At 61.0% G+C, this 26,792-nt stretch carries 22 protein-coding genes; 20 read left to right on the forward strand and 2 right to left on the reverse strand.

Going from position 1 to position 26,792, the window contains the following annotated elements; translation table 11 throughout:
* Positions 1 to 121: helix-turn-helix domain-containing protein (locus BN1800_RS44140; protein ID WP_210191301.1), on the reverse strand; the 121-nt coding region annotated here is incomplete at its 3' end.
* A 287-nt stretch (positions 122 to 408) separates the two neighbouring features.
* Between BN1800_RS44140 and BN1800_RS31365 the strand changes: the two genes are divergently transcribed.
* From BN1800_RS31365 to BN1800_RS31395, 7 genes are all read left to right on the forward strand, one after another.
* Positions 409 to 1,248, forward strand: coding sequence for a GNAT family N-acetyltransferase (locus BN1800_RS31365; RefSeq protein ID WP_087003174.1), 840 nt, complete (start codon positions 409 to 411; stop codon positions 1,246 to 1,248).
* Between the two features lie 13 nt (positions 1,249 to 1,261).
* Positions 1,262 to 2,638, forward strand: a complete 1,377-nt coding sequence (locus BN1800_RS31370) for an aspartate aminotransferase family protein (protein WP_087003177.1) — start codon at positions 1,262 to 1,264, stop codon at positions 2,636 to 2,638.
* A gap of 238 nt (positions 2,639 to 2,876) precedes the next feature.
* Positions 2,877 to 3,620: an HAD-IA family hydrolase gene (locus BN1800_RS31375; RefSeq protein ID WP_087003180.1), complete on the forward strand. Its 744-nt coding sequence runs from the start codon at positions 2,877 to 2,879 to the stop codon at positions 3,618 to 3,620.
* A 75-nt stretch (positions 3,621 to 3,695) separates the two neighbouring features.
* Positions 3,696 to 5,306 (forward strand): ABC transporter substrate-binding protein, encoded by a 1,611-nt coding sequence (locus tag BN1800_RS31380; protein WP_027510277.1) that lies wholly within the window; start codon positions 3,696 to 3,698, stop codon positions 5,304 to 5,306.
* Positions 5,307 to 5,395: 89 nt separating this feature from the next.
* Complete coding sequence (locus BN1800_RS31385; protein WP_027510278.1) at positions 5,396 to 6,346, forward strand: ABC transporter permease; 951 nt, start codon at positions 5,396 to 5,398, stop codon at positions 6,344 to 6,346.
* A complete protein-coding gene (locus BN1800_RS31390) occupies positions 6,343 to 7,197 on the forward strand; it encodes an ABC transporter permease (RefSeq protein ID WP_087003183.1) in 855 nt (284 codons plus the stop codon). Before BN1800_RS31385 ends, BN1800_RS31390 begins: the two co-directional genes overlap by 4 nt.
* Complete coding sequence (locus tag BN1800_RS31395; RefSeq protein ID WP_087003186.1) at positions 7,197 to 8,855, forward strand: ABC transporter ATP-binding protein; 1,659 nt, start codon at positions 7,197 to 7,199, stop codon at positions 8,853 to 8,855. Before BN1800_RS31390 ends, BN1800_RS31395 begins: the two co-directional genes overlap by 1 nt.
* A gap of 15 nt (positions 8,856 to 8,870) precedes the next feature.
* Here BN1800_RS31395 and BN1800_RS31400 read toward each other — a convergent pair whose 3' ends face one another.
* Positions 8,871 to 9,347, reverse strand: coding sequence for an Lrp/AsnC family transcriptional regulator (locus tag BN1800_RS31400; protein WP_027510281.1), 477 nt, complete (start codon positions 9,345 to 9,347; stop codon positions 8,871 to 8,873).
* A 233-nt stretch (positions 9,348 to 9,580) separates the two neighbouring features.
* Here BN1800_RS31400 and BN1800_RS31405 point away from each other — a divergent pair, with 233 nt between their 5' ends.
* The 13 genes from BN1800_RS31405 (at position 9,581) to cysG (ending at position 26,789) form a co-directional block, all read left to right on the forward strand.
* Positions 9,581 to 10,906 (forward strand): NAD(P)/FAD-dependent oxidoreductase, encoded by a 1,326-nt coding sequence (locus BN1800_RS31405; RefSeq protein WP_087003189.1) that lies wholly within the window; start codon positions 9,581 to 9,583, stop codon positions 10,904 to 10,906.
* A gap of 88 nt (positions 10,907 to 10,994) precedes the next feature.
* A complete protein-coding gene (locus BN1800_RS31410; protein WP_087003192.1) occupies positions 10,995 to 11,582 on the forward strand; it encodes an ANTAR domain-containing response regulator in 588 nt (195 codons plus the stop codon).
* Positions 11,583 to 11,631: 49 nt separating this feature from the next.
* Positions 11,632 to 12,906, forward strand: coding sequence for a CmpA/NrtA family ABC transporter substrate-binding protein (locus BN1800_RS31415; RefSeq protein ID WP_087003243.1), 1,275 nt, complete (start codon positions 11,632 to 11,634; stop codon positions 12,904 to 12,906).
* A gap of 358 nt (positions 12,907 to 13,264) precedes the next feature.
* Complete coding sequence (locus BN1800_RS31420; RefSeq protein WP_087003246.1) at positions 13,265 to 14,563, forward strand: CmpA/NrtA family ABC transporter substrate-binding protein; 1,299 nt, start codon at positions 13,265 to 13,267, stop codon at positions 14,561 to 14,563.
* Positions 14,564 to 14,622: 59 nt separating this feature from the next.
* Positions 14,623 to 15,513 carry a nitrate ABC transporter permease gene (ntrB, locus tag BN1800_RS31425; RefSeq protein WP_027510286.1) on the forward strand — a complete coding sequence of 297 codons (891 nt, stop codon included), beginning with the start codon at positions 14,623 to 14,625 and terminating at the stop codon, positions 15,511 to 15,513.
* Positions 15,514 to 15,524: 11 nt separating this feature from the next.
* A complete protein-coding gene (locus BN1800_RS31430) occupies positions 15,525 to 16,322 on the forward strand; it encodes an ABC transporter ATP-binding protein (protein WP_027510287.1) in 798 nt (265 codons plus the stop codon).
* Between the two features lie 135 nt (positions 16,323 to 16,457).
* Positions 16,458 to 17,060 carry an ANTAR domain-containing response regulator gene (locus BN1800_RS31435; RefSeq protein ID WP_087003194.1) on the forward strand — a complete coding sequence of 201 codons (603 nt, stop codon included), beginning with the start codon at positions 16,458 to 16,460 and terminating at the stop codon, positions 17,058 to 17,060.
* A complete protein-coding gene (locus BN1800_RS31440; RefSeq protein ID WP_087003197.1) occupies positions 17,057 to 18,271 on the forward strand; it encodes a CmpA/NrtA family ABC transporter substrate-binding protein in 1,215 nt (404 codons plus the stop codon). Before BN1800_RS31435 ends, BN1800_RS31440 begins: the two co-directional genes overlap by 4 nt.
* Positions 18,272 to 18,589: 318 nt before the next feature.
* Entirely contained in the window at positions 18,590 to 19,861 is a 1,272-nt protein-coding gene (locus BN1800_RS31445; RefSeq protein ID WP_087003200.1) for an MFS transporter, read from the forward strand.
* A gap of 17 nt (positions 19,862 to 19,878) precedes the next feature.
* On the forward strand, positions 19,879 to 22,329 hold the full coding sequence (gene nirB / locus BN1800_RS31450; RefSeq protein ID WP_087003203.1) for a nitrite reductase large subunit NirB: 2,451 nt from the start codon (positions 19,879 to 19,881) through the stop codon (positions 22,327 to 22,329).
* A 4-nt stretch (positions 22,330 to 22,333) separates the two neighbouring features.
* Positions 22,334 to 22,669: a nitrite reductase small subunit NirD gene (gene nirD, locus BN1800_RS31455; RefSeq protein ID WP_027510292.1), complete on the forward strand. Its 336-nt coding sequence runs from the start codon at positions 22,334 to 22,336 to the stop codon at positions 22,667 to 22,669.
* Positions 22,670 to 25,327: a nitrate reductase gene (locus BN1800_RS31460; RefSeq protein ID WP_087003206.1), complete on the forward strand. Its 2,658-nt coding sequence runs from the start codon at positions 22,670 to 22,672 to the stop codon at positions 25,325 to 25,327.
* Positions 25,299 to 26,789, forward strand: coding sequence for a siroheme synthase CysG (cysG, locus tag BN1800_RS31465; protein WP_087003209.1), 1,491 nt, complete (start codon positions 25,299 to 25,301; stop codon positions 26,787 to 26,789). The genes BN1800_RS31460 and cysG overlap by 29 nt, the downstream gene beginning before the upstream one ends.
* Positions 26,790 to 26,792 lie beyond the last annotated feature (3 nt).

Here is a 26,792-nt window from a genome sequence, read left to right on the forward strand (position 1 = left end):
GGCGCTTCTGTTCGAGGCAGGTGTTGTAGACGAGGCGGCAGCACCCGATGGTGCGGCGGAACAGGCGGGCCTGCTCCGCGTCGGGGTAGATGCGGAATTTGTACGCCATGCGCTCTTTCATCGCAGACGACGCTACCGCGTTCACCTTATGTCCGCAAGCCGCCGACGGCGGAATGATGAACGGTTCCCGGATGTTGCCAGGAAGATGCCTTCCCGACCGCGCCTTACCATCACCCGAAGGAAAGGGTTTGCGGCGCGAGTGTGATCACCGGACAGGCTCGTACCCGCGGCATAAGATGCGGCGAACTGGCGAGGCTACGGCGGAAGATACCGCCGAAGACCTGTCCTTGGGACGATCTTCTGACGGCCGCGGTCTAATACTAAAAGAAACGGACTAGGGATCCCTCCATGAAGACAACCCAGATCGATCTTGCGGCTTTTGGCCCTGACCATCTCGACGGTGCGGTCGCACTTTCGCGCCAGGCTGGGTGGCCCCACCGCCTGGAGGACTGGCGGATGATGCTTGCATTGAGTAGCGGCATCGCGGCCATCGAGAATAAAGGCCGCGTTGTGGGGACGGTCCTTGTGACGCCCTATGGCGACGATTGTGCTGCGATCAACATGGTCATTGTCGATGAAGCCATGCGCGGCCGCGGTCTTGGCCGAAAGCTGATGGATTGCGCCTTGAAGATTGCGGGGAACAGGCCGCTTCGTCTGGTCGCGACGAACGACGGCCTGCCGCTTTATGAGAAGCTCAGCTTCCGGGAAACCGGTTCGGTCCTGCAGTATCAGGGCAGCGTGCCTGAAATCGAGCGGCCAGATGGCGTGGCGCCTGCCGATCACGATGATCTCGATGCTATCGTGGTGCTCGATCGCATAGCCTTCGGCGCCGAACGCCGCGGCCTTCTCGAATATATCGCAAAGGTCGGGCAATTCGCGGTGATTCGCCAAGCCGGGGAAGTTCGGGGTTTTGCGGCATTTCGCAACTTCGGCCGCGGCGAAGTGATCGGGCCTGTCGTCGCCGCAAATGCCAGCGATGCCCGTGCCCTAATTTCCTTTTTCATTGCCAGCCGTCCCGGTGCTTTCCTGCGCGTTGACACGACGGCCGACACAGGTCTTGCACCCTGGCTTGCTGAACGCGGCTTTGCCCATGCCGGCGGCGGCATCACCATGCGGACCCGCGGCATCGAGCCGCCGACCAGTCCCGCGCTGAAAACCTTCGCACTCGCCAACCAAGCCCTCGGCTGACCTGGAGACATTCATGTTTAGCAATTCCCTGATCGAACTCGACCGCGCCCACCTCGTTCATCCGGTCGCTTCCTATCGCAGTCACGAAAATCTAGGCGTACGGGTCCTGGCCTCGGCCTCAGGCGCAACTGTCACCGATGCGACCGGCAAGCAATTGATCGACGGCTTTGCCGGCCTCTGGTGCGTCAATGCGGGCTACGGCCATGACAGCATTGTCGAGGCGGCGGCAAGGCAGATGCGTGAGCTCCCTTACGCGACCGCCTATTTCGGCCTTGGCTCCGAGCCGGCAATCCGGCTTGCCGCAGAACTCGCCGATCGCGCGCCGGGTGACCTCAATCATGTCTATTTCACGCTCGGCGGTTCGGATGCCATCGACAGCACAATCCGCTTCATCCGTTACTATTGGAACGCGCGCAGGCTGCCTGGAAAAGACCAGTTCATTTCTGTCGAACAGGGCTATCACGGCTCCTCGACGGTCGGCGCCGGCCTGACCGCCTTGCCCGCTTTTCATGCTGGTTTCGGATTGCCTTTCGACTGGCAGCACAAAATTCCGTCTCACTATGCCTATCGAAACCCCGCCGGCGCTGATCCGGAGGCAATCATCGCTGCCTCTGTTGCGGCATTGAAGCAAAAGATCGAAGAACTGGGCGGCGCCGATCGCGTTGCGGCATTCTATGCCGAACCGATCCAGGGATCGGGCGGCGTGCTTGTGCCGCCCAGAGGCTGGATGAAGGCGATGCGCGACGTCTGCCGCGATCTCGATATCCTCTTTGTCGCCGACGAAGTCATCACCGGCTTCGGCCGCACCGGCCCGCTGTTTGCTTGCTCGGAGGACGAGATCGTGCCGGACTTCCTGACGGTCGCAAAGGGCCTCACCTCCGGCTATGTGCCGATGGGTGCCCTCTTCATGTCCGAACATGTCTACCAGACGATCGCCGACGGCGCCGGTGCTTCCGCGGTCGGGCATGGCTATACCTATTCGGCCCACCCCGTCAGCGCTGCCGTCGGCCTTGAGGTTCTGCGGCTCTACGAGGGGGGTCTGCTCCAAAACGGCCGGAAGGCAGGAGCGCGCCTGATGGCCGGGCTTGAGAGCCTGAAGGACCATCCGCTCGTCGGCGATGTCCGCGGTCGCAGCATGCTGGCTGCCGTCGAGCTCGTCGTCGACAAGGAGCGCAAGACGCCGCTTCCGGCAGCTGCCGAGCCGGCGCGCCGCATCTTCGACCGTGCCTGGAACAACGGTCTCGTCATCCGCGCCTTCGCCAACGGCGTGCTCGGCTATGCCCCACCGCTCTGCTGCAGCGATACGGAGATCGACGCCATCGTCGAACGTACGCGCCGGACGCTTGACGAGACACTGGACGATCCGGCCGTGCGCGCCCTGGTGGCATGAGCGGGAGAATGAACTCCCGGCAGAGTTTTGCGTGGTCGTCGAAATTCCGTGAAGCTGTCATATTCGCAATTTTGTGCCGCAGAGCAGGTTCTTTTCGGAGAATCCAGTGGGCCATAGCTGCGAAACTGAAGGGAAGAAAAAAGCGGGAACCCCGAAAAATCGGGCTTTTGCAGGAAGAAAAAATACCTGCCGCGTCCACAGCAGCATTTAATTCTGTAGGCGACCCACAGCTGCGGCAATGAGGCGCTCACGAGAGAGGAATTGCACTTTGGCAAAGAACTTCGCGGATTTCAAATACCTCAGTTTTGATGTCGTCGGCACGCTGATCGACTTTGAAGGGGGCATCAAGGATTGCCTTGCCGGTATCTGTGCGGAGGCAGGCGTGAAAGTGGACGGCGAAGAAGCGCTGACGCTCTACCGTGAAGCGCGCTATTCTGAGAATGCCGATCTCTTCCCGGACGACCTCGTGCGCGTCTATCTGGTGATCGCCCCGAAACTTGGTCTTCCCGCGGAGCCGGCATATGGCGAGCGGCTTCGAGACTCCGCCAGGGATTGGAAAGGTTTTGCCGACAGCAAAGACGCCCTGGTCCGACTTTCCAAGAAGTATCGGCTGATCGCCATGACGAATGCCCGGCGCTGGGCGTTCGAGCACTTTGCCGAGGAACTTGGCAATCCATTCTATGCGGCCTTCACAGCCGACGATACGGGCACCGAAAAGCCCGATCCGGCCTTTTTCGAAAGGGTGTTCGATTTCGTCGCCAGGGAAGGCAACACAAAAGAGGATATCCTGCATGTGGCGCAGAGCCAGTACCACGACATCGGCATCTCGCGCCGTCTCGGCATGACGAATTGCTGGATCGAGCGGCGTCATTCACAAAAGGGCTACGGCGGCACGATCGAGCCGGAGCAGTTCACCCAACCTGATTATCACTTCACGTCCATGGTAGGCCTCGCCAATGCCATGGAGGAGGCCGACATTTAAAACCAACCTCACAAACGGACAAAATCCGCCGCAATAAGGCGGACGCCACAGACAATTCAACAAAAGGGGAATGCCATGAACGCCAAGATCACGAACTGGACCAAAGCAGACGACATGATGGTGGAAAACGCCATCCGCCGCGGCGCAACCCGGCGCGAATTGCTTCAACTGATGCTGGCTGGCGGTGTCGCCACGGCGGCAGGCGGCCTCATTCTCGGACGGGCGTCGAAGGCAGTAGCCGCCGCGCCGGTTTCGGGCGGCACCCTCAAGGCGGCCGGCTGGTCGTCCTCGACCGCTGATACGCTCGACCCAGCCAAGGCGTCGCTCTCGACCGACTATGTGCGCTGTTGCTCTTTCTACAACCGCCTCACCTTCCTCGATAAGAGCGGCACACCGCAGATGGAGCTTGCCGAAGCGATCGAGTCCAAAGATGCGAAGACCTGGACCGTCAAACTTAGAAGCGGTGTTACCTTCCACGATGGAAAGCCGCTCACGGCAGACGACGTCGTCTTCTCGCTGAAGCGGCATCTCGACCCGTCGGTCGGCTCGAAGGTCGCGAAGATCGCCGCCCAAATGACGGGTTTCAAGGCAATCGACAAGCAGACGATCGAGATCACGCTCGCAAATCCGAACGCCGACCTGCCGACCATCCTGTCGATGCATCACTTCATGATTGTCGCAGATGGCACCACCGACTTCTCCAAGGCCAACGGCACTGGCGCTTTCGTCAAGGAAGTCTTCGAGCCAGGCGTGCGCTCGGTCGGCGTCAAGAACAAGAACTACTGGAAATCCGGCCCGAACGTTGATTCCTTCGAATACTTCGCCATCAGCGACGACAATGCCCGCGTCAACGCGCTGCTTTCGGGTGATATCCACCTTGCTGCCGCGATCAATCCGCGCTCGAGGCGCCTTGTTGAGACCCAAGGGGACAGCTTCGTGCTATCGAAGACGACCTCCGGCAACTACACCAACCTCAACATGCGGCTGGACATGGAGCCTGGCAATAAGCGGGATTTCATCGAGGGAATGAAGTATCTCGTGAACCGCGAGCAGATCGTCAAGTCGGCGTTGCGCGGCCTCGGCGAGGTCGGCAACGACCAGCCAGTGTCGCCCGCCAACTTCTATCGCAATGCCGATCTCAAGCCGAAAACCTTCGATCCGGACAAGGCGAAATTCCTTTTCGAGAAGGCCGGCGTCCTTGGTCAGTCGATCCCCGTGATCGCCTCCGAAGCAGCCTCCTCCTCGATCGACATGGCGATGATCATCCAGGCCGCCGGCGCCGAGATCGGCATGAAGCTCGACGTCCAGCGCGTTCCTTCGGACGGTTACTGGGATAATTACTGGCTCAAGGCGCCGATCCACTTTGGCAACATCAATCCACGCCCTACGCCGGACATCTTATTCTCGCTGCTTTACACCTCGGAAGCGCCCTGGAACGAGAGCCAGTACAAGTCCGCGAAGTTCGACAAGATGCTGATCGAAGCCCGCGGCTCCCTTGATCAGGCGAAGCGCAAGGAAATCTACAACGACATGCAGATCATGGTCGCCGAGGAAGCCGGCACGATCATCCCGGCCTATATCTCCAATGTCGACGCCACGACGGCCAAGCTCAGGGGCTTGGAAGCCAACCCGCTTGGCGGCCAGATGGGTTATGCCTTCGCGGAATATGTTTGGCTCGAAGCCTGATGAAGCAAGGGGCCGGGGCGAAAACCGTCCCCGCTCCGCTTTCAGATTGCGCTATAGTCCTCCAGCCGAACGCCTAAGGGAGCGCGCGTGTGAACCAGCAAGTCCTATCCCTCATCTCGAGCCGATTGCTTATCGCTCTGATCACGCTGGTGATCGTATCGTTTGCGGTCTTCTTCGCCACGACGATGCTGCCCGGCGACACGGCGTCGATCCTCCTTGGCCAAGCCGCCACGCCGGAAGCCGTCGAAGGGCTTCGCAAGGCCATGCATCTGGATGAGCCGGCGATCCTGCGTTTCCTGCGCTGGCTCTCCGGCCTCGTGACAGGTGATCTTGGCACATCCTACGCCAACGACATGCCGATCGGCGAATTGATCGGCGGGCGCTTCGTCAACACGCTGAAGCTCGCCGGCGTAACCGCACTGTTTTCGGTCCCGATCGCGCTGACGCTCGGCATTACCGCTGCAATGCTGCGCGGCTCCCTTTACGACCGGATTGTCACCATTGTGACGATCGGCGTGATTTCGGTTCCGGAATTCATGGTTGCGACTTCGGCCGTCCTTCTCTTCGCTGTCTACCTCAAATGGCTGCCGGCGCTCTCGCTTGCCAATGAAGTCCATTCCCTTGCAGACGTGCTCCGGGTCTATGCCATGCCGGTCATCACGCTGACCTTCGTGGTTTCCGCACAGATGATCCGCATGACGCGTGCTGCGGTCGTGGAAACGCTCACCACACCCTATGTCGAAATGGCTCTTTTGAAGGGCGCTTCCCGGGGCCGCATCGTGCTTAAGCATGCGCTGCCGAATGCGCTTGGCCCGATCGTCAACGCGATTGCTCTCTCGCTCTCCTATCTGCTCGGCGGCGTGATTATCGTCGAGACCATATTCAACTACCCCGGCATCGCAAAATTGATGGTTGACGCGGTCGCCACGCGCGATCTGCCTCTGATCCAGAGCTGCGCGATGATCTTCTGTCTCGGCTATCTGGTCTTGACCACGCTTGCCGACATTATCGCCATTCTTTCCAATCCGAGGCTCAGATGACGACAGATATCCAACAACAGCAGCCAGCCGCACGCCGGATCGGCTACCGCTTCAATCTCGTCGGGGTCCTGGGGCTCAGCGTCATTCTCTTTTGGGCCTTTATCGCTATTTTTGCGCCGCTTCTCATTCCTTATCCAGTTGGCGAAATCGTCGACTTCGATTATTTCGGCCCGATGTCGGCGCAGTTCTGGATGGGATCGGACTATCTCGGCCGCGATATCTTCTCGCGCATCCTAATGGGCGCGCGCTACACGGTCGGCATATCGCTCGCTGCCGTTTCAATCGCCTGCGTCACCGGCGTTGTCCTCGGCATGGTCGCCGCCGTAGCCGGCGGATGGACCGACTCACTTCTCAGCCGGTTTCTCGACGCGCTGCACTCCATCCCAAGCAAGCTGTTCGGGCTTGTCGTCGTGGCGGCCGTGGGTTCGTCGATCCCGGTCCTGATCCTCACGCTTTCGGTAGTTTACATCCCCGGTGCCTATCGTTTCGCCCGGGCCCTGGCAGTCAATGTCAACGCCATGGATTTCATCACCGTTGCGCGTATCCGCGGTGAAAATGTCTTCTATCTCATCGGCTCGGAAATCCTGCCGAACATCTTGGGTCCAGTGCTTGCCGATCTCGGCCTTCGTTTCGTGTTCATCGTGCTGCTCTTGTCTGGCCTCTCCTTCCTCGGCCTCGGCGTCCAGCCGCCCTATGCAGATTGGGGTGCGCTCGTGCGCGAGAATATCGGCGGTCTGCCTTTCGGCGCGCCAGCGGTGATCTTTCCATCGATCGCGATCGCAAGCCTTACGATCAGCGTCAACCTTTTGATCGACAACTTGCCCCAAAAGATCCGGGACCGGAGCGCATGATGGCTAACCTCGTTGAAATCCGTAATCTGAAGGTCGAGGCGAAGACCGATTCCGGCCGGATCGTTGAAATCATCAAGGACGTCAGTTTCGACGTCGCGGCGGGTGAGATCGTCGCGCTGATCGGCGAAAGCGGATCGGGAAAGACCACCATTGCGCTGACCCTGATGGGTCATGCGCGCACGGGCTGTCAGATTTCCGGCGGCAGCGTGATGCTCGCAGGCAAGGACATGGCGAAGCTTCCTGAAAAGGAACGCGCCGCCATTCGCGGCCGAGAAGTCGCCTATGTGCCGCAGAGCGCGGCCGCGGCCTTCAATCCTGCAGCGACGATCATGGACCAGGTGATCGAAGTCACCCGCATCCACGAACTGATGCCCGCCGCTGAAGCGAGACTACGTGCGATCGAGCTTTTCCGGGCGCTTTCACTGCCCAATCCCGAAACCATCGGCGAGCGTTATCCGCACCAGGTTTCGGGCGGCCAGCTGCAGCGTCTTTCGGCCGCCATGGCCCTGATCGGCGATCCTAAGCTCGTCATTTTCGACGAACCGACCACCGCGCTCGATGTCACGACCCAGATCGAGGTGCTGCGCGCCTTCAAGTCCGTGATGCGCAAGGGCGGCATTGCCGGCGTCTATGTCTCCCACGACCTCGCGGTCGTTGCCCAGATCGCTGACCGGATCATCGTCTTGAAGGGCGGCGAGATACAGGAGAGTGGCGCGACAGGAGATATCCTGTCGGATGCAAAGCATCCCTATACCCGCGAACTGCTCGCCGCCTTCGAACCCAAGGCGCGAGGCACACAGCCGGTTGTGGCAACGGACAATCCCCACATCCTTGAAATCGAGAACGTGTTTGCCGGCTACGGCGCGATCCAGGTGGACGGTCTGCCTCTGGTGCGCGCCGTCCGCTCGGTCAGCCTCAAGGTCGAGCGCGGCCGCAATCTCGGTATCATCGGCGAGTCGGGCTGCGGAAAATCGACATTGGCGCGAACGATTGCCGGCATTCTGCCTGCCTCTGCGGGACAGATCGTCTTCAACGGGCGGGAACTGGCACAGAACGCCCGCCGGCGCACCCGCGAGCAGCTGCAGGAGATGCAGATCGTCTTCCAATATGCCGATACCGCGCTCAATCCGGCCAAATCGATCGAGGATATTCTGGCGCGGCCGCTCGTCTTTTATCACGGCATGGCCCGCAAGGCCCGCGACAAGCGGATCAACGAGCTTCTGAACATGGTGCAACTGCCTTCTTCCGTGCGCCACAGACGTCCGGCAGAGCTTTCCGGCGGCCAGAAGCAGCGCGTGAATTTCGCACGGGCTCTTGCTGCCGATCCGAAGCTGATCCTTTGCGATGAGATCACCTCGGCCCTCGACACGGTCGTCGCAGCAGCTGTCATCGATCTGCTCAAGGAGTTGCAGCGGGAACTCGGCCTCTCTTACATCTTCATCAGTCACGACCTTTCGGTAGTGGAAGCGATCTGCGACGAGATCGTCGTGATGTATGCAGGCGAAAAGGTCGAGGAGATCCTGCCGTCCAACAGAGAGAAGATGCCGAAGCATCCCTATTCGCAGCTGCTCTTTTCCTCCGTGCCGAAACTCGATCCGAGCTGGCTTGACGGACTTGAACAGGATCCGGAACTGGTGCGCGCCTATTGCCGGCGCTGAGAAAACGCCACTTCCTCACAACGGAAAGAGGCTGGTCAGCGGCATGTGGGCCTTGACGATCGGCGACTTCAGCACCACGAAGCTGAAATACTTGTCGATGCCGATATCCAAATCCGTCAACCGTTCCATGATGGTCTGGTACTCGCCGATGCCGGCGGTCACGAACTTCAGCATGTAATCGTAGCCGCCGGAGACCAGGTGGCACTCGATCACCTGATCGACCTTCTCGACGGCCGCCAGGAAGCGGGCGAAATCGATCTGCCTGTGATTCTTGAGGGTAATCTCGGTGAAGACCGTGAGCGTCTGACCGAGCTTGCCCACATTCACCTGGGCGGAATAGCCGACGATGTAGCCTTCCGCCTGCAGCTTCTTCACCCGCATGAGGCAGGGGCTTGGCGAAAGGTTGACCAATTCGGCAAGCTCGACATTGGTAATGCGGCCATTCTTCTGCAGCTCATAGAGAATTTTGACGTCGATCCGATCGAGTTTCATGCGAGCCCTGCCATGTTGGTGTCACCGAAAGGCAACCGCAGCAGAAAATGCTGCGCTATGCCGATCCGACCATAGCATATAAGCCCCTCCTGTCATTACCGGTGCGTTCGCCTCGTCAAGCATAAACGGTTGCAGCAACGCGCAAGCACGGTAGAAAATGCTGACCTCTCTTGAACTCCAGCTACGTCTTTCTTGGCCAGGCGGTAGATTGATGGCTAAAGCTGGAGACGCCGATGCCTGCCCCCCTTCAAAAAGTCGAAACGAAGCAAGCCCTACCTGAAAGCGCTGATGCGGTGATCATCGGCGGCGGCATCGTCGGCGTCTTCACGGCCTACTATCTTGCACGCCGGGGCCTGAAAGTCGCCCTTGTTGAGAAAGGCCTGATCGGTGCTGAGCAGTCGAGCCGGAACTGGGGGTGGTGCCGCCAGCAAAACCGCGACGCACGGGAACTTCCGATCGCGACGAAGAGCCTCCACCTGTGGGAGCGATTTGCGGCCGAAACAGGCGAAGATACCGGGTTCCGGCGCTGCGGCCTCCTCTACCTCAGCAACAATGAGACCGAGCTTGAAGGCTGGGCGCGCTGGCGCGATTTTGCAACAACCGCAGGCGTGACGACGCATATGCTCGACAGCGTTCAGGCAGCCGAACGCGGAAAGGCCAGCGGCCGACCGTGGAAAGGTGGGGTCTTTTCGCCATCGGACGGGACTGCCGATCCCTCGCGCGCCGCACCGGCCGTTGCCCGAGCAATCATGAAACTCGGTAGCAGCGTGCATCAGAATTGCGCCGCGCGCGGCATCGAGACGACGGCTGGCCGATTGAGCGCCATTGTTACCGAGAAAGGAACCATCCGGACGCGTACGGCCATCATGGCTGGCGGCGCCTGGGCTTCGTCCTTCTGTCATCAGCTCGCCATCCGCTTCCCGCAAGCCTCCATCCGCTCGTCCATCCTTTCTGTTTCGGCTGGGTCGGACGATCTGCCGGATGCGCTTCACACTGCCGAAATATCGATTACCCGACGGGGCGACGGCGGTTTCACTTTGGCCATCAGCGGGCGCGGGCGGATCGACCCGACACCTCAGCAGCTTCGTTTCTCAAAAGAATTTCTGCCGATGTTCGTCCGTCGCTGGCGCAGTCTTGCGCCCGGCGGGACTGAAGGCTGGCTCTCGGGCCATGAGAGTCTGGCCCGTTGGCGTCTTGATGCTCCGACGCCGATGGAGCGGATGCGCATCCTCGATCCTGATCCGCACCGCAGCACTGTTGCGCTCACTCATCGCCGCGCCTGCGCGCTTTTGCCTTCTCTTGCTGCGACAACCATAACGGCAGTTTGGGCAGGATATATAGACAGCACGCCGGACGGTGTGCCAGCCATCGGCGAAATAGCCTCGGTCCCGGGCTTTATCCTTGCCGCCGGCTTCAGCGGACATGGGTTCGGCATTGGCCCGGGCGCCGGGCATCTGATCGCCGATATCGTCTCCGGCGCAGAGCCGTTGGTAGACCCACGGGCCTATGATCCAAGCCGCTTTGAGAACTCCGCCTGGGGGAAGGTTGCCGACTTCTAAAATGCGTATTTCTTGTGCATTTGTTTTTAATGCTTAATTTTGCGGCTTTCAACTTGCCTGTTCTGTTGCAGTGCGTCATAAATGGCGCATGAGCCGTTTCGACCTGACGATCCTTGTCATAGACGAAAATGCGATCCGCTCCTCGATCATCGAGGAGGGGCTGCAGGAGGCCGGCCATATGCGCGTCACCGTGATTCACGAGGTCCAGGGCGTCGCGCGCATCATCGAGACGCTGAAGCCGGACGTCATCATCATCGACATCGAGAACCCGAACCGCGACATGATGGAGCACCTGTTCCAGCTGACGCGAACGGTCAGCCGGCCGATCGCGATGTTTGTCGACCGGTCCGATACAGCTTCGATCGAAGCGGCCGTCGAGGCCGGCGTCTCTGCCTATATCGTCGACGGGCTGAAGAAGGAGCGGGTGAAACCTATCCTCGATATGGCCGTCAGCCGGTTCAATGCCTTCAGCCGCCTACAGCGGGAACTCGCTGACGCAAAATCGGCGCTCGAGGAGCGCAAGGTCGTGGAGCGCGCAAAGGGCATTCTGATGAAGATGCGCGGCCTTTCGGAGGAACAGGCTTTCGCGCTGCTACGCCAGACGGCGATGAACGAGAAGAAGAAGATGTCCGAGATCGCGCAAAGCGTCGTGACGGCAGCAGGATTGCTGATGTGACCCGGTGCCACGCCCATTCGATTGTCCGGAGGACTGCGGAGTGAATGCAGTGACGAGAATTGACACCCAGCAAGGGCGCGTCTCCGCGCCTTCACGACTCAGCAGCGAGGGCCCACGCGTTCTTCGCGCCGGCTTCATCCCGCTTGTCGACGCCGCGGTGCTGGTTGCAGCCGCGGAGTTCGGATTTGCCGAGAAGGAGGGTTTAACCCTCGATCTGGTCAGGGACGTTTCATGGGCGAATGTTCGCGACCGCCTGGCCTTTCGCCAGTTCGACATAGCCCATATGCTCTCGCCGATGCCCGTGGCGGCAATGCTTGGACTGGGCTCGAACCCCTCCCCGACCATTGCGCCCTTCTCACTCGGACGCGGCGGCAATGCGATCACCCTTTCCACGCGCCTCTTCGAACGGATGCGCGAAGCAGCAAACGTTTCGGAAGCAGCCAGCGCCCTTGAAAGCGCGCGCGCCTTTGCATTGGTGCTGAACCAGATGCGGTTGGCCGGCGAGCCGGTGCCGACACTCGGGATGACCTATCCCTTTTCCTCGCACAATTATGAATTCCGCTACTGGCTGGCCGCGGGCGGCATTGATCCCGACAAGGACGTCAAGCTCATCGTCGTGCCGCCCCCGCTCACCTCCGATGCCCTAGCTGCCGGCGCAATCGACGGCTTCTGCGTCGGCGCGCCCTGGAACATGGTGGCGTCCGAGCGCGGCGTCGGGCGGATCGTTGCGACGAAGCAGGACATCTGGCCCTCGGCGCCGGAAAAGGTCATCGGCATGCGGCCGGATTGGGCCGAGAGCCATCCGGAAACGGTCTCCCGGCTGATCGTGGCGCTGGATGCCGCAGCGCGCTGGTGCGATCATGCCGAAAACCACGACGCGCTGGCTGCGGCGCTTGCCGATCAGCGCTATATCGCAGCACCCGTCGAAATCATCCGGCGTGTGCTAGCCGGCGAGTTCAGCCTGGACGCCAAGGGCAACCGCCGCATCGTCGACAATTATTTCACGTTCCACCGCGGCTACGCGAACTATCCGCGGCCGAGCCAGGCGCTGTGGATCTACAGTCAGATGATCCGCTGGGGCCAGGCGGCAATCAACTTAAACAGCGCACGCGCGGCAGCGTCCGCCTATCGCCCCGATCTCTATAGGACAGCGCTCGGCGAGACATGCACGCCGCCGGACGCCGATGTCCGGGTCGAAGGCGACAGCGACGGTGACCGCTTCATGGACGGCAGCATCTTCGATCCGGCGCGCCTCGTGGAGTATGTCGACGGATTTTCAGTCAAGAGCATGCTGCCCTTCGTTCCAGGTGTCGGCGAGGTCTGATCTTCTGCTGCTTTGCACAAAAGGCTGGCAGCAGTTTGCGTTGGAAACGGCAATAGCACAAAATATGCACATTCCTATCGCGAGCCTAAAATTTAGGCGTAATCGCTGAAGGTGCTCATCCCCCTGTGATTTCAATGGGCTAGATCTCCGACCGGAAACTGGCATGCCGCTTGCAAGGATAGTCTTGCCCGGATCAATGGCGATCCTGGCGGATAAGCGCGTGATAAGCGCTTGCAAAAGACATCGACGTCGCACGGTTTTTGCTGTCCGGGAACTCTCCCTTCCCGCAGACGCAATCTCCGGGCGGCGTTTTTTTATTCCGAAAATTCCTGCGACGACCAACAAGGGGAACCAGCGCATGAACAAGATCCTCACAGGCGGCATAAGCCGCCGCAGCCTCCTGAAAACGACCGCCGCGACTGCCTTGATCGGCGCAGTCCGCACCGCTTTTCCCTCCGGCGCCTTTGCCGCAGCCGCAGCACCTGAAGTCACGGGCGCTAAACTCGGCTTCATCGCGCTGACCGACGCTGCTGCGCTGATCGTTGCCAAGGAAAAGGGTCTTTTCGAAAAACATGGCCTTCCCGATGTCGAGGTCGCCAAACAGGCGTCCTGGGGCGCAACACGCGACAATCTGGTTCTCGGCGGCGCTTCGAACGGCATCGACGGCGCCCACATCCTTTCGCCGCTGCCTTATCTCATGCATACGGGCAAGGTGACGCAGAACAATCAGCCAGTACCGATGGCGCTGCTGGCGCGTCTGAATTACGACAGCCAGGGCATTTCCGTCGCCAAGGAATATGCCGATACCGGCGTCCAACTCGACGCATCCAAGCTGAAGGCGGCCTTCGAGAAGAAGAAGGCCGAAGGCAAGGAAGTGAAGGCCGCCATGACCTTCCCGGGCGGTACTCATGACCTTTGGATCCGCTACTGGCTTGCCGCCGGCGGCATCGACCCGGACAAGGACGTCTCGACCATCGTCGTGCCGCCGCCGCAGATGGTGGCGAACATGAAGGTCGGCAACATGGATGTCTTCTGTGTCGGCGAACCTTGGAACGAGCAACTCGTCAATCAGGGGATCGGCTTTACCGCAGCAACGACCGGCGAGCTGTGGAAAGGACATCCCGAAAAAGCGCTCGGAATGCGGGCCGACTGGGTCGAGAAGAACCCGAACGCCACGAGAGCCCTCTTGATGGCGGTGATGGAAGCCCAGCAATGGTGCGACATCATGGACAACAAGGAGGAAATGGCGACCATCCTCGGCAAGCGTCAATGGTTCAACGTTCCACCGAAGGACGTACTTGGGCGCCTCAAGGGCGACATCAACTACGGCAACGGCCGTGTCGCCCACGGCACCGATCTTTACATGAAATTCTGGGCAGGCGGCGCCTCCTACCCCTTCAAGAGCCACGACACCTGGTTCATGGCCGAGAATGTGCGCTGGGGCAAGTTCGCGCCCGACACCGACATCAAGGCCCTCGTTGACCAGGTCAACCGCGAGGATCTCTGGCGTGATGCGGCCAAGGCTCTGGGTGTCGCCGCAGCCGACATTCCCCCTTCCCCTTCCCGGGGCAAGGAAACCTTCTTCGACGGCAAGGTCTTTGATCCGGAAAATCCGTCCGCCTATCTCGATAGCCTTGCCATCAAGGCCGCATCCTGATCCCCACCTCCGGCGCGCGACAGGCGCGCCGGCCTTTGATTTCCGACGAGGAGCCCTTCATGTCCGCCCTGGCAAAGAAAGAACCCATACCGGCAAAGATTGCGCCGAAGGCCGCAAATGTCGTCCGGCTTGCAGGCCCGCCGGCTCCCCGGATCGATGTGCGTGGCCTTGCGATGGCGGCAGCGCGCAACATCGTGCCGCCGCTTGTCGTGCTTGCGATCATTTTGACCATCTGGCAGGTGCTCTGTTCGTCGCCCGACGCCTCACTGCCCTCGCCGCACCGGGTCTGGCAGGAAAGCTTTGATCTGATCGCTTATCCGTTCTTCAACTATGGCTCGCAGGACATCGGGCTTGGCTGGCGCGTCATGATTTCGCTCCAGCGCGTCGCCTACGGCTTCGGCCTTGCCGCGGTCGCCGGGGTCGTGATCGGCGCCGTCATCGGCCAATCCGTCTGGGCCATGCGCGGTCTCGATCCGATCTTCCAGGTGCTGCGCACCGTCCCGCCGCTTGCCTGGCTGCCGCTGTCGCTCGCCGCCTTCCAGGATTCCAACCCTTCTGCGATCTTCGTGATCTTCATCACGTCGATCTGGCCGGTGATCATCAACACGGCGGTCGGCGTACGCAACATCCCACAGGACTACCGCAACGTGGCGCAGGTGCTGCGGCTTAATCATTTCGAATTCTTCTTCAAGATCATGCTGCCATCGGCGGCGCCCTACATCTTTACAGGCCTCCGTATCGGCGTCGGTCTCTCATGGCTTGCAATCGTCGCGGCCGAGATGCTGACTGGCGGCGTCGGCATCGGCTTCTTCATCTGGGATGCGTGGAATTCGTCGCGCCTGCCCGACATCATCGTCGCCCTGGCCTATATCGGTGTTGTCGGCTTTGCCCTCGACAAGCTGGTGGCCGCTGCAGGCCGGTTGATCACCCGCGGCGCTTCGGCCAACTGAGAGGAATACCCATGACCGCCTATCTCAAGCTCGACCACATCGACAAGCATTTCGACCGGGCCGGAACGCGCACCGAAGTACTGAAGGGCATCAGTCTGACGATCGCGAAAGGCGAGTTCGTGTCGATCATCGGCCATTCCGGTTGCGGCAAGTCCACACTTTTGAACCTGATCGCCGGACTGACGCCGGTCTCAGCCGGCGCTGTGCTTCTCGAAAACCGGGAAGTCAACGCCCCCGGGCCGGAACGCGCCGTCGTGTTCCAGAACCACAGCCTGCTTCCATGGCTGACGGTCTACGAAAACGTCAACCTCGCAGTCTCCAAGGTGTTCGGCAGTTCCAAGAGCAGGGCCGAACGCCACGACTGGGTCATGTCCAACCTCGACCTCGTGCAGATGGCACACGCCAAGGACAAGCGCCCCTCGGAAATCTCCGGCGGCATGAAGCAGCGCGTCGGCATCGCCCGCGCGCTCGCGATGGAGCCGAAGATCCTGCTGCTCGACGAGCCTTTCGGTGCGCTCGATGCGCTGACCCGCGCCCATCTGCAGGATGCAGTGATGGATATTCATGCCCGTCTCGGCAATACGATGGTGATGATCACCCACGATGTCGACGAGGCCGTGCTGCTCTCCGACCGCATCGTGATGATGACCAACGGCCCGGCCGCCAAGATCGGGGAAGTCCTCGACGTGCCGATCGCCCGGCCCCGCAACCGCATCGAACTCGCCTCGGACCGCACCTACCTCAAATGCCGCGAAGCCGTTCTGAAATTCCTCTATGAACGCCACCGCTTTGTCGAAGCCGCAGAGTAAACTCTTAACCAGCACGGATGCGATATGGCTTGATATTGCGTCTCTCTTGGCGCATCTGCGGCACCGTGTCCGTTCGCTCCTGCACTATCGGCACACTGTATCGAATGAATGCCAATAACCTGTGGCGCCGGTCTTATGAAAACTAGCAGTCTGAACGTCCTGGTCATTGATGAGAACCGCATTCGCGCCTCGATCATCGAGGACGGCTTGCACGAGGCCGGCTATGACAGGGTCACGATCATCGACGACATGCATGGCCTTGCCAAGCGCATCACCGAGATCAATCCCGATGTCATCGTCATCGATCTCGAAAACCCGAACCGCGACATGCTTGAGAGCATCTTCCAGATATCGCGCGCGGTGAAGCGACCGATCGCCATGTTCGTGGACCACTCCGATGAAGCCTCGATCGAGGCTGCCGTCGAGGCAGGGGTTTCCGCATATATTGTCGACGGCCTGAAACAGGAGCGCGTCAGGCCCATTCTCAAGATGGCGATCAGCCGTTTCAATGCCTTCGCGCGCCTCAGCCGCGAGCTGGAAGAAACACGCGGCGAATTGGAAAAGCGCAAACTGATCGATCGCGCCAAGGGGCTGCTGATGCGCAGCCGCGGGCTGTCGGAAGAAGAGGCCTACACGCTGTTGCGGCGCACGGCCATGAACCAGAACAGGAAAGTCGTCGAGATCGCTCAAAGCCTCCTCACCGCGGCAAGCCTGCTTGATCCAGGAGCGGACGTATGAGGAACAGGTATGACATTACCGCGGGCTTTGTTCCGCTTCTCGACAGCGCTCTCCTCGTCGTCGCCAAGGAAAAGGGCTTTGCCGAAACGCAGCAACTAGGCCTCACGCTCGTGCGGGAGCGCTCCTGGGCAACGATCAGGGATCGGCTGGCGGTGGGTCATTTCGAAGTGGCGCACATCCTTGCCCCCATGCCGATCGCCTGCAACCTCGGCCTCATGGCGCCCGCGCCACGCATGATCGTACCGATGGCGCTTGGGCTTGGCGGAAATGCAGTTACCGTTTCCAGCGCCTTGTGGCGGGACATGGCCGACCACGGCGCAGCCGATCCCCTCGATGCGCGCTTAAGCGGTGCGGCGTTGAAAAGCGTGATTTCGCGGCGGGCAGGCGACAGGCTTCGTTTCGGTATCGTCCACCCTTATTCGGGACATAACTACGAACTGCGCTACTGGCTTTCTGGAAGCGGCATCGATCCGGATCGCGAAATCGAGATCGTGACCCTTCCGCCGCAGGATATGGGTGACGCACTGAAGGCCGGTGCGATCGAGGGTTATTGTGTTGGCGAACCGTGGAATACTTTTGGTGTTTTAAAACGCGGCGCGCAGATCGCAACGGTCAAGGCGGCAATCTGGAAATCCAGTCCCGAAAAGGTACTGGGCGTGAACGGGCGGTGGGGCGACAGCCATCCTGAAGCCCTGTCGGCACTGCTGAGAGCGCTTTACAACGCATCGCTCTGGTGTGCTGATACAGCCAATCACGAGGAGCTTGCCGTCCTGCTTTCAGGGCCGGCCTATATCGACAGGCCTGTTGAATTGCTACGCCCGTCCGTAACCGGCGCACTCAGAACCGGCCGACATGACACGCAGACGGTCGAGGACTTCTTCGTTCCGCACGCCAAGGCGGCAACCTTTCCATGGAAGAGCCACGCGCTCTGGTTCTACACACAGATGGTCCGGTGGGGCCATGTCGACCACACCGCGATGCATCAAACGGTTGCCGGCAACACCTATCGGCCGGATATCTACCGCAGGGCCCTGAAGTCGCTCGGCGTTGCCATGCCGGCTGCGAGTTCGAAAGTAGAGGGCGCCTTGCAGGTCGAAACGCCGGTCGGCTCCAGCGGCACCCTAACGCTCGGCCCGGATGGATTTTTCGACGGCAAAATCTTCGATCCCGATCGCGTCGATGAGTATATCGCTGCTCAAAAGCAGGCTTAGCATGACGCCTATTTTGTATGCATTGCACAATATTTGACCGAAGATGCGGCGATTTTCGGGATGCCTATTCCGACCATTAAGGGCGACTTGCGGCTCAAAACAGCATAAATGGCGCAAATCTCAACTTGGCACGACCCTTGCATAGATAATAGCGAGGCCGAAGGGCCGCATTTTTCGGCGTCCAACGACGGGCGCCTCAAGCAAAGCCGCTGATCAGGATATCCCGCGCATTCTCGTGTGTGCGCGACCTGGCCAGCGGCTTTTTGTTTTAACTCTCAACGATGGATTGGCACGACATGGTCGCGCCCCGGAGAAGCCATGCCTTTTTCTGAGAAAACACAGTCCATGTCTGCTGGCGAACCGGCCAGAGCATTGTGGATTTCGACGGTCGCCTTCACCGTCTGCTTCGCTGTCTGGACGATCTTTGCGATTATAGGCATTCGTATCAAGCAAGAGCTCGGGCTCAACGAAGCCGAATTCGGATTGCTTGTCGGAACCCCTGTGCTGACCGGCTCGGTCGTCCGGATCCTGCTTGGTATATGGACCAGCCGCTACGGTGGCCGTCTTGTCTACACGCTCACGATGTTGGCCGCAGCAGTCGCAACCTTCCTGCTCTCCTACGCAACAACCTATGCAGAGATGCTGATTGCAGGACTTGGGGTCGGCCTTGCCGGCGGCTCCTTCGCAGTCGGCGTCGCATATGTGTCGCCGTTTTTTCCGCCGGACAAACAAGGGACTGCGCTCGGGATTTTCGGTGCCGGCAATGTCGGGGCTGCCGTTACGAAGTTTGCGGCACCCTTCGTGCTGATCGCCTGGGGATGGCAGGCAGTTGCCGAGATCTGGGCTCTCGTTCTTGCGGCAACGGCCATCATCTTTTGGTTTTCGACCACAGACGACCCGGCATTTCGGGATCGGCGCTCTCGCGGCGTTGCATCCAAGAGCTTCTTGCAGGAGTTCGCTCCGCTCAGGAGCGTTCAAGTCTGGCGCTTCTCGCTCTATTATTTCTTCGCCTTCGGTGGCTTTGTCGCCCTGTCGCTGTGGTTGCCCCGCTATCTGGTCGGCGTGTACGGCTTCAATTTGGAAGCCGCCGGCATGATCGCCGCGGCCTATTCCATTCCAGGCAGCATCTTTAGGGCATTCGGTGGCGTCCTGTCCGACAAGAAGGGCGCAAGAAGCGTCATGTATGCGATGCTGGCCGTTTCCGCCGTGGCCACCCTCATTCTTTCACTGCCGGCTGCGTCTGCGTCCGGGTCGGATCCTGCCTTCGGCGTTACTCCCGTCATCTTCATCGTCGTCATCTTCGTGCTCGGCTTCTTCATGAGCCTCGGCAAGGCGGCCGTCTACAAGCACATTCCAGCCTACTATCCCGAAAGCGTCGGCGCAGTCGGCGGCATCGTCGGGATGATGGGCGGCCTTGGCGGCTTCATCCTTCCGATTGCGTTTGGGCTCCTCAAGGACATCACCGGCCTCTGGTCCAGCTGCTTCCTGCTGCTCTTTGTAATCGTCGTGGCTTCACTCATTTGGATGCACCTATCCGTAAAGCAACTGTCGCGCCAAGGGCACTCCGCGCCCGCGGTGGCTGCCACCTAATCTGAGGACTTGGAAATATGACCCAAAAACTCGTTATCATCGGCAACGGCATGGCGCCTGGGCGCATGCTCGAGCACCTTTTCGAAAAGGCCCCGGGACAATACGAGGTCACGATCTTCAATGCCGAGCCGCGCGTCAACTACGACCGCATCATGCTGTCGCCGGTTCTCTCCGGTGAAAAGGACTACGAACAGATCATCATTCACGGCGACGGCTGGTACATCAAGCACGGCATCATGCTCTATAAGGGCCACAAGATCGTCAACATCGATCGCGCCGCCAAGACCGTCACCTCCGACCACGGCGTCACGGAGAGCTACGACAAGCTGGTGATCGCCACCGGCTCCGTGCCCTTCATCATCCCGGTTCCCGGCAAGGACCTGCCGGGCGTCATCACCTATCGCGACCTTGACGACGTGCAGGCGATGCTGCTGGCGGCTCAGTCGAGGGAAAAGGCGATCGTCATCGGCGGCGGCCTGCTCGGCCTCGAAGCGGCCGCCGGCCTTGCGTCGCGCGGCATGGACGTCACTGTTTTGCATGTCATGCCGACGCTGATGGAGCGCCAGCTCGATCCTGCGGCCGGCTATCTTCTGCAGAAGGCTGTCGAAGAACGTGGCATCAAGGTCATCACCAAGGCCAACACCAAGCAGATCGTCGGTAACGGCAGGGTCGAGGGCATCGAACTCGACGACGGCCGCATCATTCCGGCAACGCTGGTCGTCATGGCCGTCGGCATCCGCCCGAGTGTCGGGCTGGCGAAGGACGCGGGTATCGCCGTCAATCGCGGCATCGTCGTCGATAACGGCATGCAGACCTCGGATGGCAGCATCATGGCGCTCGGCGAATGCGCCGAAGTGGGCGGACAGGTCTATGGTCTCGTCGCACCGCTTTATGAAATGGCCCGCGTGGCCGCCTCGCATCTTTCGGGCGACACTTCGGCCGCCTTCGTTCACTCCGACACCCCGACCAAGCTCAAGGTCACCGGCATCGACCTCTACTCGCTCGGCGATTTCGCCGATGGCGACGACCGCGAGGAGATTGTGCTCCGCGACGCCTCGGCCGGCGTCTATAAGCGCCTCGTACTGAAGGACAACAAGATCATCGGAACGGTGCTCTACGGCGAAACCGCAGACGGCGCCTGGTTCAACGATCTCAAGAAGAAGCAAACCAATATTTCCGAGATGCGCGAGACGCTGATCTTCGGACAGGCCTACCAGGGAGGGTCCCCGCTGGACCCTATGGCGGCCGTTGCAGCCTTGCCGGATGATGCGGAAATCTGCGGCTGCAACGGCGTATGCAAGGGCAAAATCACCTCGACGATTACGGCCAAGGGCCTGACATCGCTTGACGACGTGCGCGCCCATACCAAGGCTTCCGCATCCTGCGGCTCCTGCACGGGCCTCGTCGAACAACTGATGGCGCTGACGCTCGGCGACAGCTACAATCCGGCTGCCGTCCAGCCAATGTGCACCTGCACCGAGCTCGGCCACGACGACGTCCGCCGCCTCATCAAGGCCAAGGGGCTGAAAACCATTCCCGCCGTCATGCAGGAACTGGAATGGAATACCTCCTGCGGTTGTGCCAAGTGTCGCCCGGCGCTCAATTACTACCTCGTCTGCGACTGGCCGGATGAATATGCCGACGACTACCAGTCGCGCTATATCAACGAGCGCGTCCACGCCAACATCCAGAAGGACGGAACTTATTCCGTCGTGCCGCGCATGTGGGGCGGCGTCACCAACGCTGCCGAATTGCGCGCCATCGCCGATGTCGTCGACAAGTTCGAGATCCCGATGGTCAAGGTGACCGGCGGTCAGCGCATCGACCTGCTTGGCATCGAGAAGGAAGACCTGCCCGCCGTCTGGGCCGATCTCGGCAAGGCAGGCTTCGTCTCCGGCCAGGCCTATGCCAAGGGCCTGCGCACGGTAAAGACCTGCGTCGGCTCCGACTGGTGCCGCTTCGGCACGCAGGATTCCACAGGTCTTGGTATCCGCATTGAAAAGTTCATGTGGGGTTCCTGGACGCCGGCAAAGGTCAAGATGGCCGTCTCCGGATGTCCGCGCAACTGCGCCGAGGCGACCTGCAAGGACGTCGGCGTCATCTGCGTCGACTCGGGCTACGAAATCCATTTTGCCGGTGCCGCCGGTCTCGACATCAAGGGCACCGAAGTGCTCGGACTGGTGAAGAGCGAGGACGAGGCGCTGGAGCATATCGTGGCGCTGACGCAGATGTACCGCGAGCAGGCCCGCTATCTCGAGCGCATCTACAAGTGGGCCAAGCGCATCGGCCTCGACGAGGTCCGCCGCCAGATCATGGGCGATGCCGAAAAGCGCAAAGCCTATTACGACCGCTTCGTCTTTTCCCAGAAATTCGCTCAGGTCGATCCCTGGTCGGAGCGCGTCTCCGGCAAGGACAAGCATGAGTTCAAGCCGATGGCGACGATTGGCTACCCACAGGCTGCAGAGTGAGGAGATGGACATGAACTGGATCGCAATTGGTGACATCTCCGATATCCCGCTGCGCGGTGCGCGCTGCGTAAAGACGCCGCAGGGCAAGATCGCCGTCTTCCGCACCGCCGAAAACGAGGTCTTCGCCATCGAGGATCACTGCCCGCACAAGGGCGGCCCGCTCTCCCAGGGCATCGTGCATGCCAAGGCGGTCACCTGCCCGCTGCACAACTGGGTGATCTCGCTTGAAACCGGCAAGGCGCTCGGCGCCGATAAGGGCGAGGTGCGGACCATTCCGGTCCGCAATGAGGACGGCGCCCTCTTCATCGCCCTCGAAAGCTTGATGATGGCGGCGGAATAGATGGCGGAAGAGGTCAAGACCACCTGTCCCTACTGCGGCGTTGGCTGTGGCGTCATCGCCAAGATAGCCGATGATGGCACTGTGTCCGTCAAAGGCGACCCGGACCATCCGGCAAATTTCGGGCGGCTGTGCTCGAAGGGTTCGGCGCTTGCCGAAACGATCGATCTCGACGGACGTGCCTTGCATCCGGAGATCGCAGGACGGCGGGCCGGCTGGAATGACGCTCTTGATCTCGTCGCGCACCGCTTTGCGGAAACGATTGCCGAGCATGGGCCCGACTCCGTTGCCTTCTACGTCTCCGGTCAACTGCTGACCGAGGATTACTATGTCGCCAACAAGCTGATGAAGGGCTTCATCGGCTCGGCCAACATCGATACCAATTCGCGCCTGTGCATGTCGTCTTCCGTTGCAGGCCACCGCCGCGCCTTCGGCGCCGATACCGTGCCCGGCACCTATGAGGACCTGGAACGGGCCGATCTCGTGATCCTTGCGGGTTCCAACCTCGCCTGGTGCCACCCCGTCATCTATCAACGGCTGGCTGCGGCCAAGGCGGCACGCCCCGGCATGAAGGTCGTCGTCATCGACCCGCGCCGCACGATGACTGCTGATCTCGCCGATCTGCATCTGGCGATCCGGCCTGACAGCGACGTGGCACTGTTTATCGGTCTCTTCGCGCATCTGATCTCAAGCAACGTTATCGACCAGAATTACGTGGCGGAGCATACGAATGGTTTTGCGGAAAGCTTCGCAACGGCTTCCGCAGTGTCTTTCAACGAAGTGCTGGAGCACACCGGCCTGCCTGCCATGCAGCTTCGCGAATTCTACCGCCTGTTTGCGGCAACGGAAAAGGTCGTCACCTGTTACAGCCAGGGTGTCAACCAGTCCTCGTCGGGCACCGACAAGGTCAACGCGATCATCAATTGTCATCTTGCAACCGGGCGCATCGGCAAGCCCGGCATGGGGCCCTTCTCGCTCACCGGCCAGCCGAATGCGATGGGTGGCCGCGAGGTTGGGGGGCTAGCGAACATGCTTGCCGCCCACATGGCGATCGAAAGTGCCGAGGACCGCGACCGCGTGCAGCGTTTCTGGCAGTCGCCGGCGATTGCCGAAAAGCCGGGTCTTAAGGCCGTCGACATGTTCAAGGCGGTCGGTGACGGCCGCATCAAGGCCCTCTGGATCATGGCGACGAACCCGGTGGTCTCGCTTCCCGATGCCGATGCCGTCGAGGCCGCGATCAGGGCCTGCCCCTTCTTCGTGGTCTCCGACATCCTCAAGGATACTGATACCGCGCGTCACGCCGATGTCCTCCTCCCTTCCCTCGGCTGGGGAGAAAAGACCGGCACCGTCACCAATTCCGAACGCCGCATCTCGCGCCAGCGGCCTTTCCTCGATGCCCCAGGCGAAGCCCGTCCGGATTGGTGGCAATTGGCCGAGGTTGCGCGCCGTATGGGCTTTGCCGATGCTTTCGCCTTTGCCTCGCCGTCAGACATTTTCGACGAGCACGCCGCGCTCTCCGCCTTCGAAAACGATGGCGGCCGCGATTTCGACATCGGCGCCTATGCCGGCATCGAGAAAGCCGCCTATGACGCGATGGCGCCCTTCCAGTGGCCGCAGCCGACCGGCGACGAGAGGGCCATAACCCGCTTCTTTGCGGAGGGCGGCTTCTTTCATCCCGATCGCAAGGCACGCTTCATCGCGGTCGAGGCGGCCGTATCCGACCGCACCAGTGCCGAATACCCGTTTACGCTGAATACCGGCCGCATCCGCGACCAGTGGCATACGATGACACGCACCGGCAAGAGTGCCCGCCTTTCCGCTCATATCGCCGAGCCTTTTGCCGAGCTTCACCCTCGGGACGCCATGGAAATCGGTATCGGCAATGCCGGCCTGGTCGAGATCGAGAGCCCGCACGGCAAAGCTGTCGTCCGCGCGCTGATCACCGAACGCCAGGCCCGTGGCAGCGTCTTCGTGCCCATGCATTGGAACGATCAATTTGCCGCCAAGGCGCGCATCGATGCCGTTGTTGCCCCGCTCACCGATCCCTTCTCCGGCCAGCCGGCTTCGAAGAACGTCGCCGTCGCAGCCCGGCCGTTTAAGGCGGCGCGCTACGGCTTTGCAGTCTGCCGGTTGAAGCCCGAAGCCCTCGATTCCACCTACTGGGCGCTTGCCAAGGCAGATGGCGGCTGGCGGGTGGAACTCGCCTTCGATCACGCGATCGACGATTGGTGCGATTGGTGCCGAACCACGTTCGGCATTCCTGACGGCATCGAGCCGCTCGGCTACACCGACCAACAGTCGGGCGATCTCCGGCTCGCCTTCTTCGACGGCACGCGACTGCTAGCCGCGCTGTTCCTCGCCCGCGGACCGGTCGCCGTCGCCCGCAACTGGGCGATCTCGCAGCTTGCCGCCGAACATGGCGACTTGCGCAAACGCTTCGCGCTTGTCGCCGGCCGCCCCGGCGCCGGCAAGCCGGACCCGGGCGCCACGGTCTGTTCCTGCTTCAGCGTCGGCGTCAACCAGATCGTCGCGGCGGTTCGCGGCGGTTGCCACAGCGTCGAAGCTGTAGGCAAGGAACTCAACGCCGGCACCAACTGCGGCTCCTGCCGCGCCGAGATCAGGGGGATCATCGATGGATGTCTTGCAGCAGCCGCGGAATGACAATCCTGCCCGCATGGAGCCGCTTGCAAAGCTGCCCGTCTTCTGGGCGCTTGAAGGCAAGCGGTGTGTTGTCGCGGGCGGGACTGATGGCTGCGCCTGGAAGGCGGAACTTCTCGCCGCCTGCGGCGCTCATGTCGAAATCTACGCCGAAACGCTGAGCGACACGTTCAAGGCTCTCCTTGGCCGCACGCCGGAGCACCCCGCAGCCAGGTTGACCCACCATCCGAGGCATTGGCAGACGGAAGCGCTGACGGGAGCCACTATCGCCATTGCCGATTGCGACGACGATGCGCAAGCCAGGTGCTTCTTCGAAGCGGCACGGAAAATGGGTGTTCCGGTCAATGTCATCGACAAGCCCGATTTCTGCCAGTTCCAGTTCGGGTCGATCGTCAACCGCTCCCCCGTGGTTGTCGCGATCTCGACGGATGGCGCAGCCCCCATTCTTGCCCAAACCATCCGCCGCAAGATCGAGACGCTGCTTCCGCGTACGCTGAAATCCTGGGCCGAACTTGCCCAATCGATGCGCGGCAAGATCAACGGAATACTTGATGCCGCTTCGGCGCGGCGTCTATTCTGGGAAAAATTCGCCGACATGGCGTTCGACGGTTCTGCTGACCGCGACGCCGAAAAGCGGCTTTTGCTTGCGGCCCGCGGCCTGAAATCGACCGCAAGCACAACCGGACGGGTGAGCCTCGTCGGTGCCGGCCCCGGCGATGCAGAGCTCCTGACGCTGAAGGCGGTCCGCGCCCTGCAGGCGGCCGACGTCATCCTCTTCGACGATCTCGTTTCAGCCGAGGTGCTGGAGCTTGCCCGCCGGGAGGCCAAGCGCATGCTGGTCGGAAAGCGGGGCGGCCGCACCAGCTGCCGGCAGGAAGATATCAACGCGATGATGGTGAGGCTTGCCAAGGCGGGCAAGCGCGTCGTCCGCCTCAAGTCCGGCGACCCGATGATCTTCGGCCGCGCCGGCGAAGAGATTGCCCATCTTGATCGCGAGGGCATCCCGGTTGACGTCATTCCCGGCATCACGGCCGCAAGCGCCATGGCCTCGCGCCTTGGCATTTCGCTGACCCATCGCGACTGCGCCCAGTCGGTACGCTTCATCACCGGCCATTCCCGCCATGGCGGTTTGCCGGTGGATGTCGACTGGGCAGCCGCCGCCGATCCGCATGCGACCACTGTTTTCTACATGGGCGGCAGGACAGCGCCACTCATTGCCGACCGGCTGATCGCCGAAGGGCTCCCGCCCGGGACGCCGGCCGTCATCATGAGCGACGTGAGCCGCGCCACGCAGCGTGAATGGCACGGGCATCTCGGAGCTCTTGCCGACGGCATAAGCGAGATCGGTTACGACAACCCCGTCCTGATCGCGATCGGCGATGTTTTTGCCGCCCGCCAAAGGTCCATGGATGCCGCGCCTCAATCGGTCGCCCGCGGCTTCCTGAGAAGCAGGCTGGAAACCTGAAGC

This window comes from Rhizobium sullae, from assembly GCF_900169785.1.
In the GTDB taxonomy this organism is placed as follows: Bacteria; Pseudomonadota; Alphaproteobacteria; order Rhizobiales; family Rhizobiaceae; genus Rhizobium; species Rhizobium sullae.

Bases quoted from the DNA above. Each gene is read 5' to 3' on its own strand.
- BN1800_RS31365 (WP_087003174.1), top strand. From the start codon at position 409: ATGAAGACAACCCAGATCGATCTTGCGGCTTTTGGCCCTGACCATCTC.
- BN1800_RS31370 (WP_087003177.1), top strand. From the start codon at position 1,262: ATGTTTAGCAATTCCCTGATCGAACTCGACCGCGCCCACCTCGTTCAT.
- BN1800_RS31375 (WP_087003180.1), top strand. From the start codon at position 2,877: ATGAGGCGCTCACGAGAGAGGAATTGCACTTTGGCAAAGAACTTCGCG.
- BN1800_RS31380 (WP_027510277.1), top strand. From the start codon at position 3,696: ATGAACGCCAAGATCACGAACTGGACCAAAGCAGACGACATGATGGTG.
- BN1800_RS31390 (WP_087003183.1), top strand. From the start codon at position 6,343: ATGACGACAGATATCCAACAACAGCAGCCAGCCGCACGCCGGATCGGC.
- BN1800_RS31395 (WP_087003186.1), top strand. From the start codon at position 7,197: ATGGCTAACCTCGTTGAAATCCGTAATCTGAAGGTCGAGGCGAAGACC.
- BN1800_RS31400 (WP_027510281.1), bottom strand. From the start codon at position 9,347: ATGAAACTCGATCGGATCGACGTCAAAATTCTCTATGAGCTGCAGAAG.
- BN1800_RS31405 (WP_087003189.1), top strand. From the start codon at position 9,581: ATGCCTGCCCCCCTTCAAAAAGTCGAAACGAAGCAAGCCCTACCTGAA.
- BN1800_RS31410 (WP_087003192.1), top strand. From the start codon at position 10,995: ATGAGCCGTTTCGACCTGACGATCCTTGTCATAGACGAAAATGCGATC.
- BN1800_RS31420 (WP_087003246.1), top strand. From the start codon at position 13,265: ATGAACAAGATCCTCACAGGCGGCATAAGCCGCCGCAGCCTCCTGAAA.
- ntrB (WP_027510286.1), top strand. From the start codon at position 14,623: ATGTCCGCCCTGGCAAAGAAAGAACCCATACCGGCAAAGATTGCGCCG.
- BN1800_RS31430 (WP_027510287.1), top strand. From the start codon at position 15,525: ATGACCGCCTATCTCAAGCTCGACCACATCGACAAGCATTTCGACCGG.
- BN1800_RS31435 (WP_087003194.1), top strand. From the start codon at position 16,458: ATGAAAACTAGCAGTCTGAACGTCCTGGTCATTGATGAGAACCGCATT.
- BN1800_RS31440 (WP_087003197.1), top strand. From the start codon at position 17,057: ATGAGGAACAGGTATGACATTACCGCGGGCTTTGTTCCGCTTCTCGAC.
- BN1800_RS31445 (WP_087003200.1), top strand. From the start codon at position 18,590: ATGCCTTTTTCTGAGAAAACACAGTCCATGTCTGCTGGCGAACCGGCC.
- nirB (WP_087003203.1), top strand. From the start codon at position 19,879: ATGACCCAAAAACTCGTTATCATCGGCAACGGCATGGCGCCTGGGCGC.
- nirD (WP_027510292.1), top strand. From the start codon at position 22,334: ATGGACATGAACTGGATCGCAATTGGTGACATCTCCGATATCCCGCTG.
- BN1800_RS31460 (WP_087003206.1), top strand. From the start codon at position 22,670: ATGGCGGAAGAGGTCAAGACCACCTGTCCCTACTGCGGCGTTGGCTGT.
- cysG (WP_087003209.1), top strand. From the start codon at position 25,299: ATGGATGTCTTGCAGCAGCCGCGGAATGACAATCCTGCCCGCATGGAG.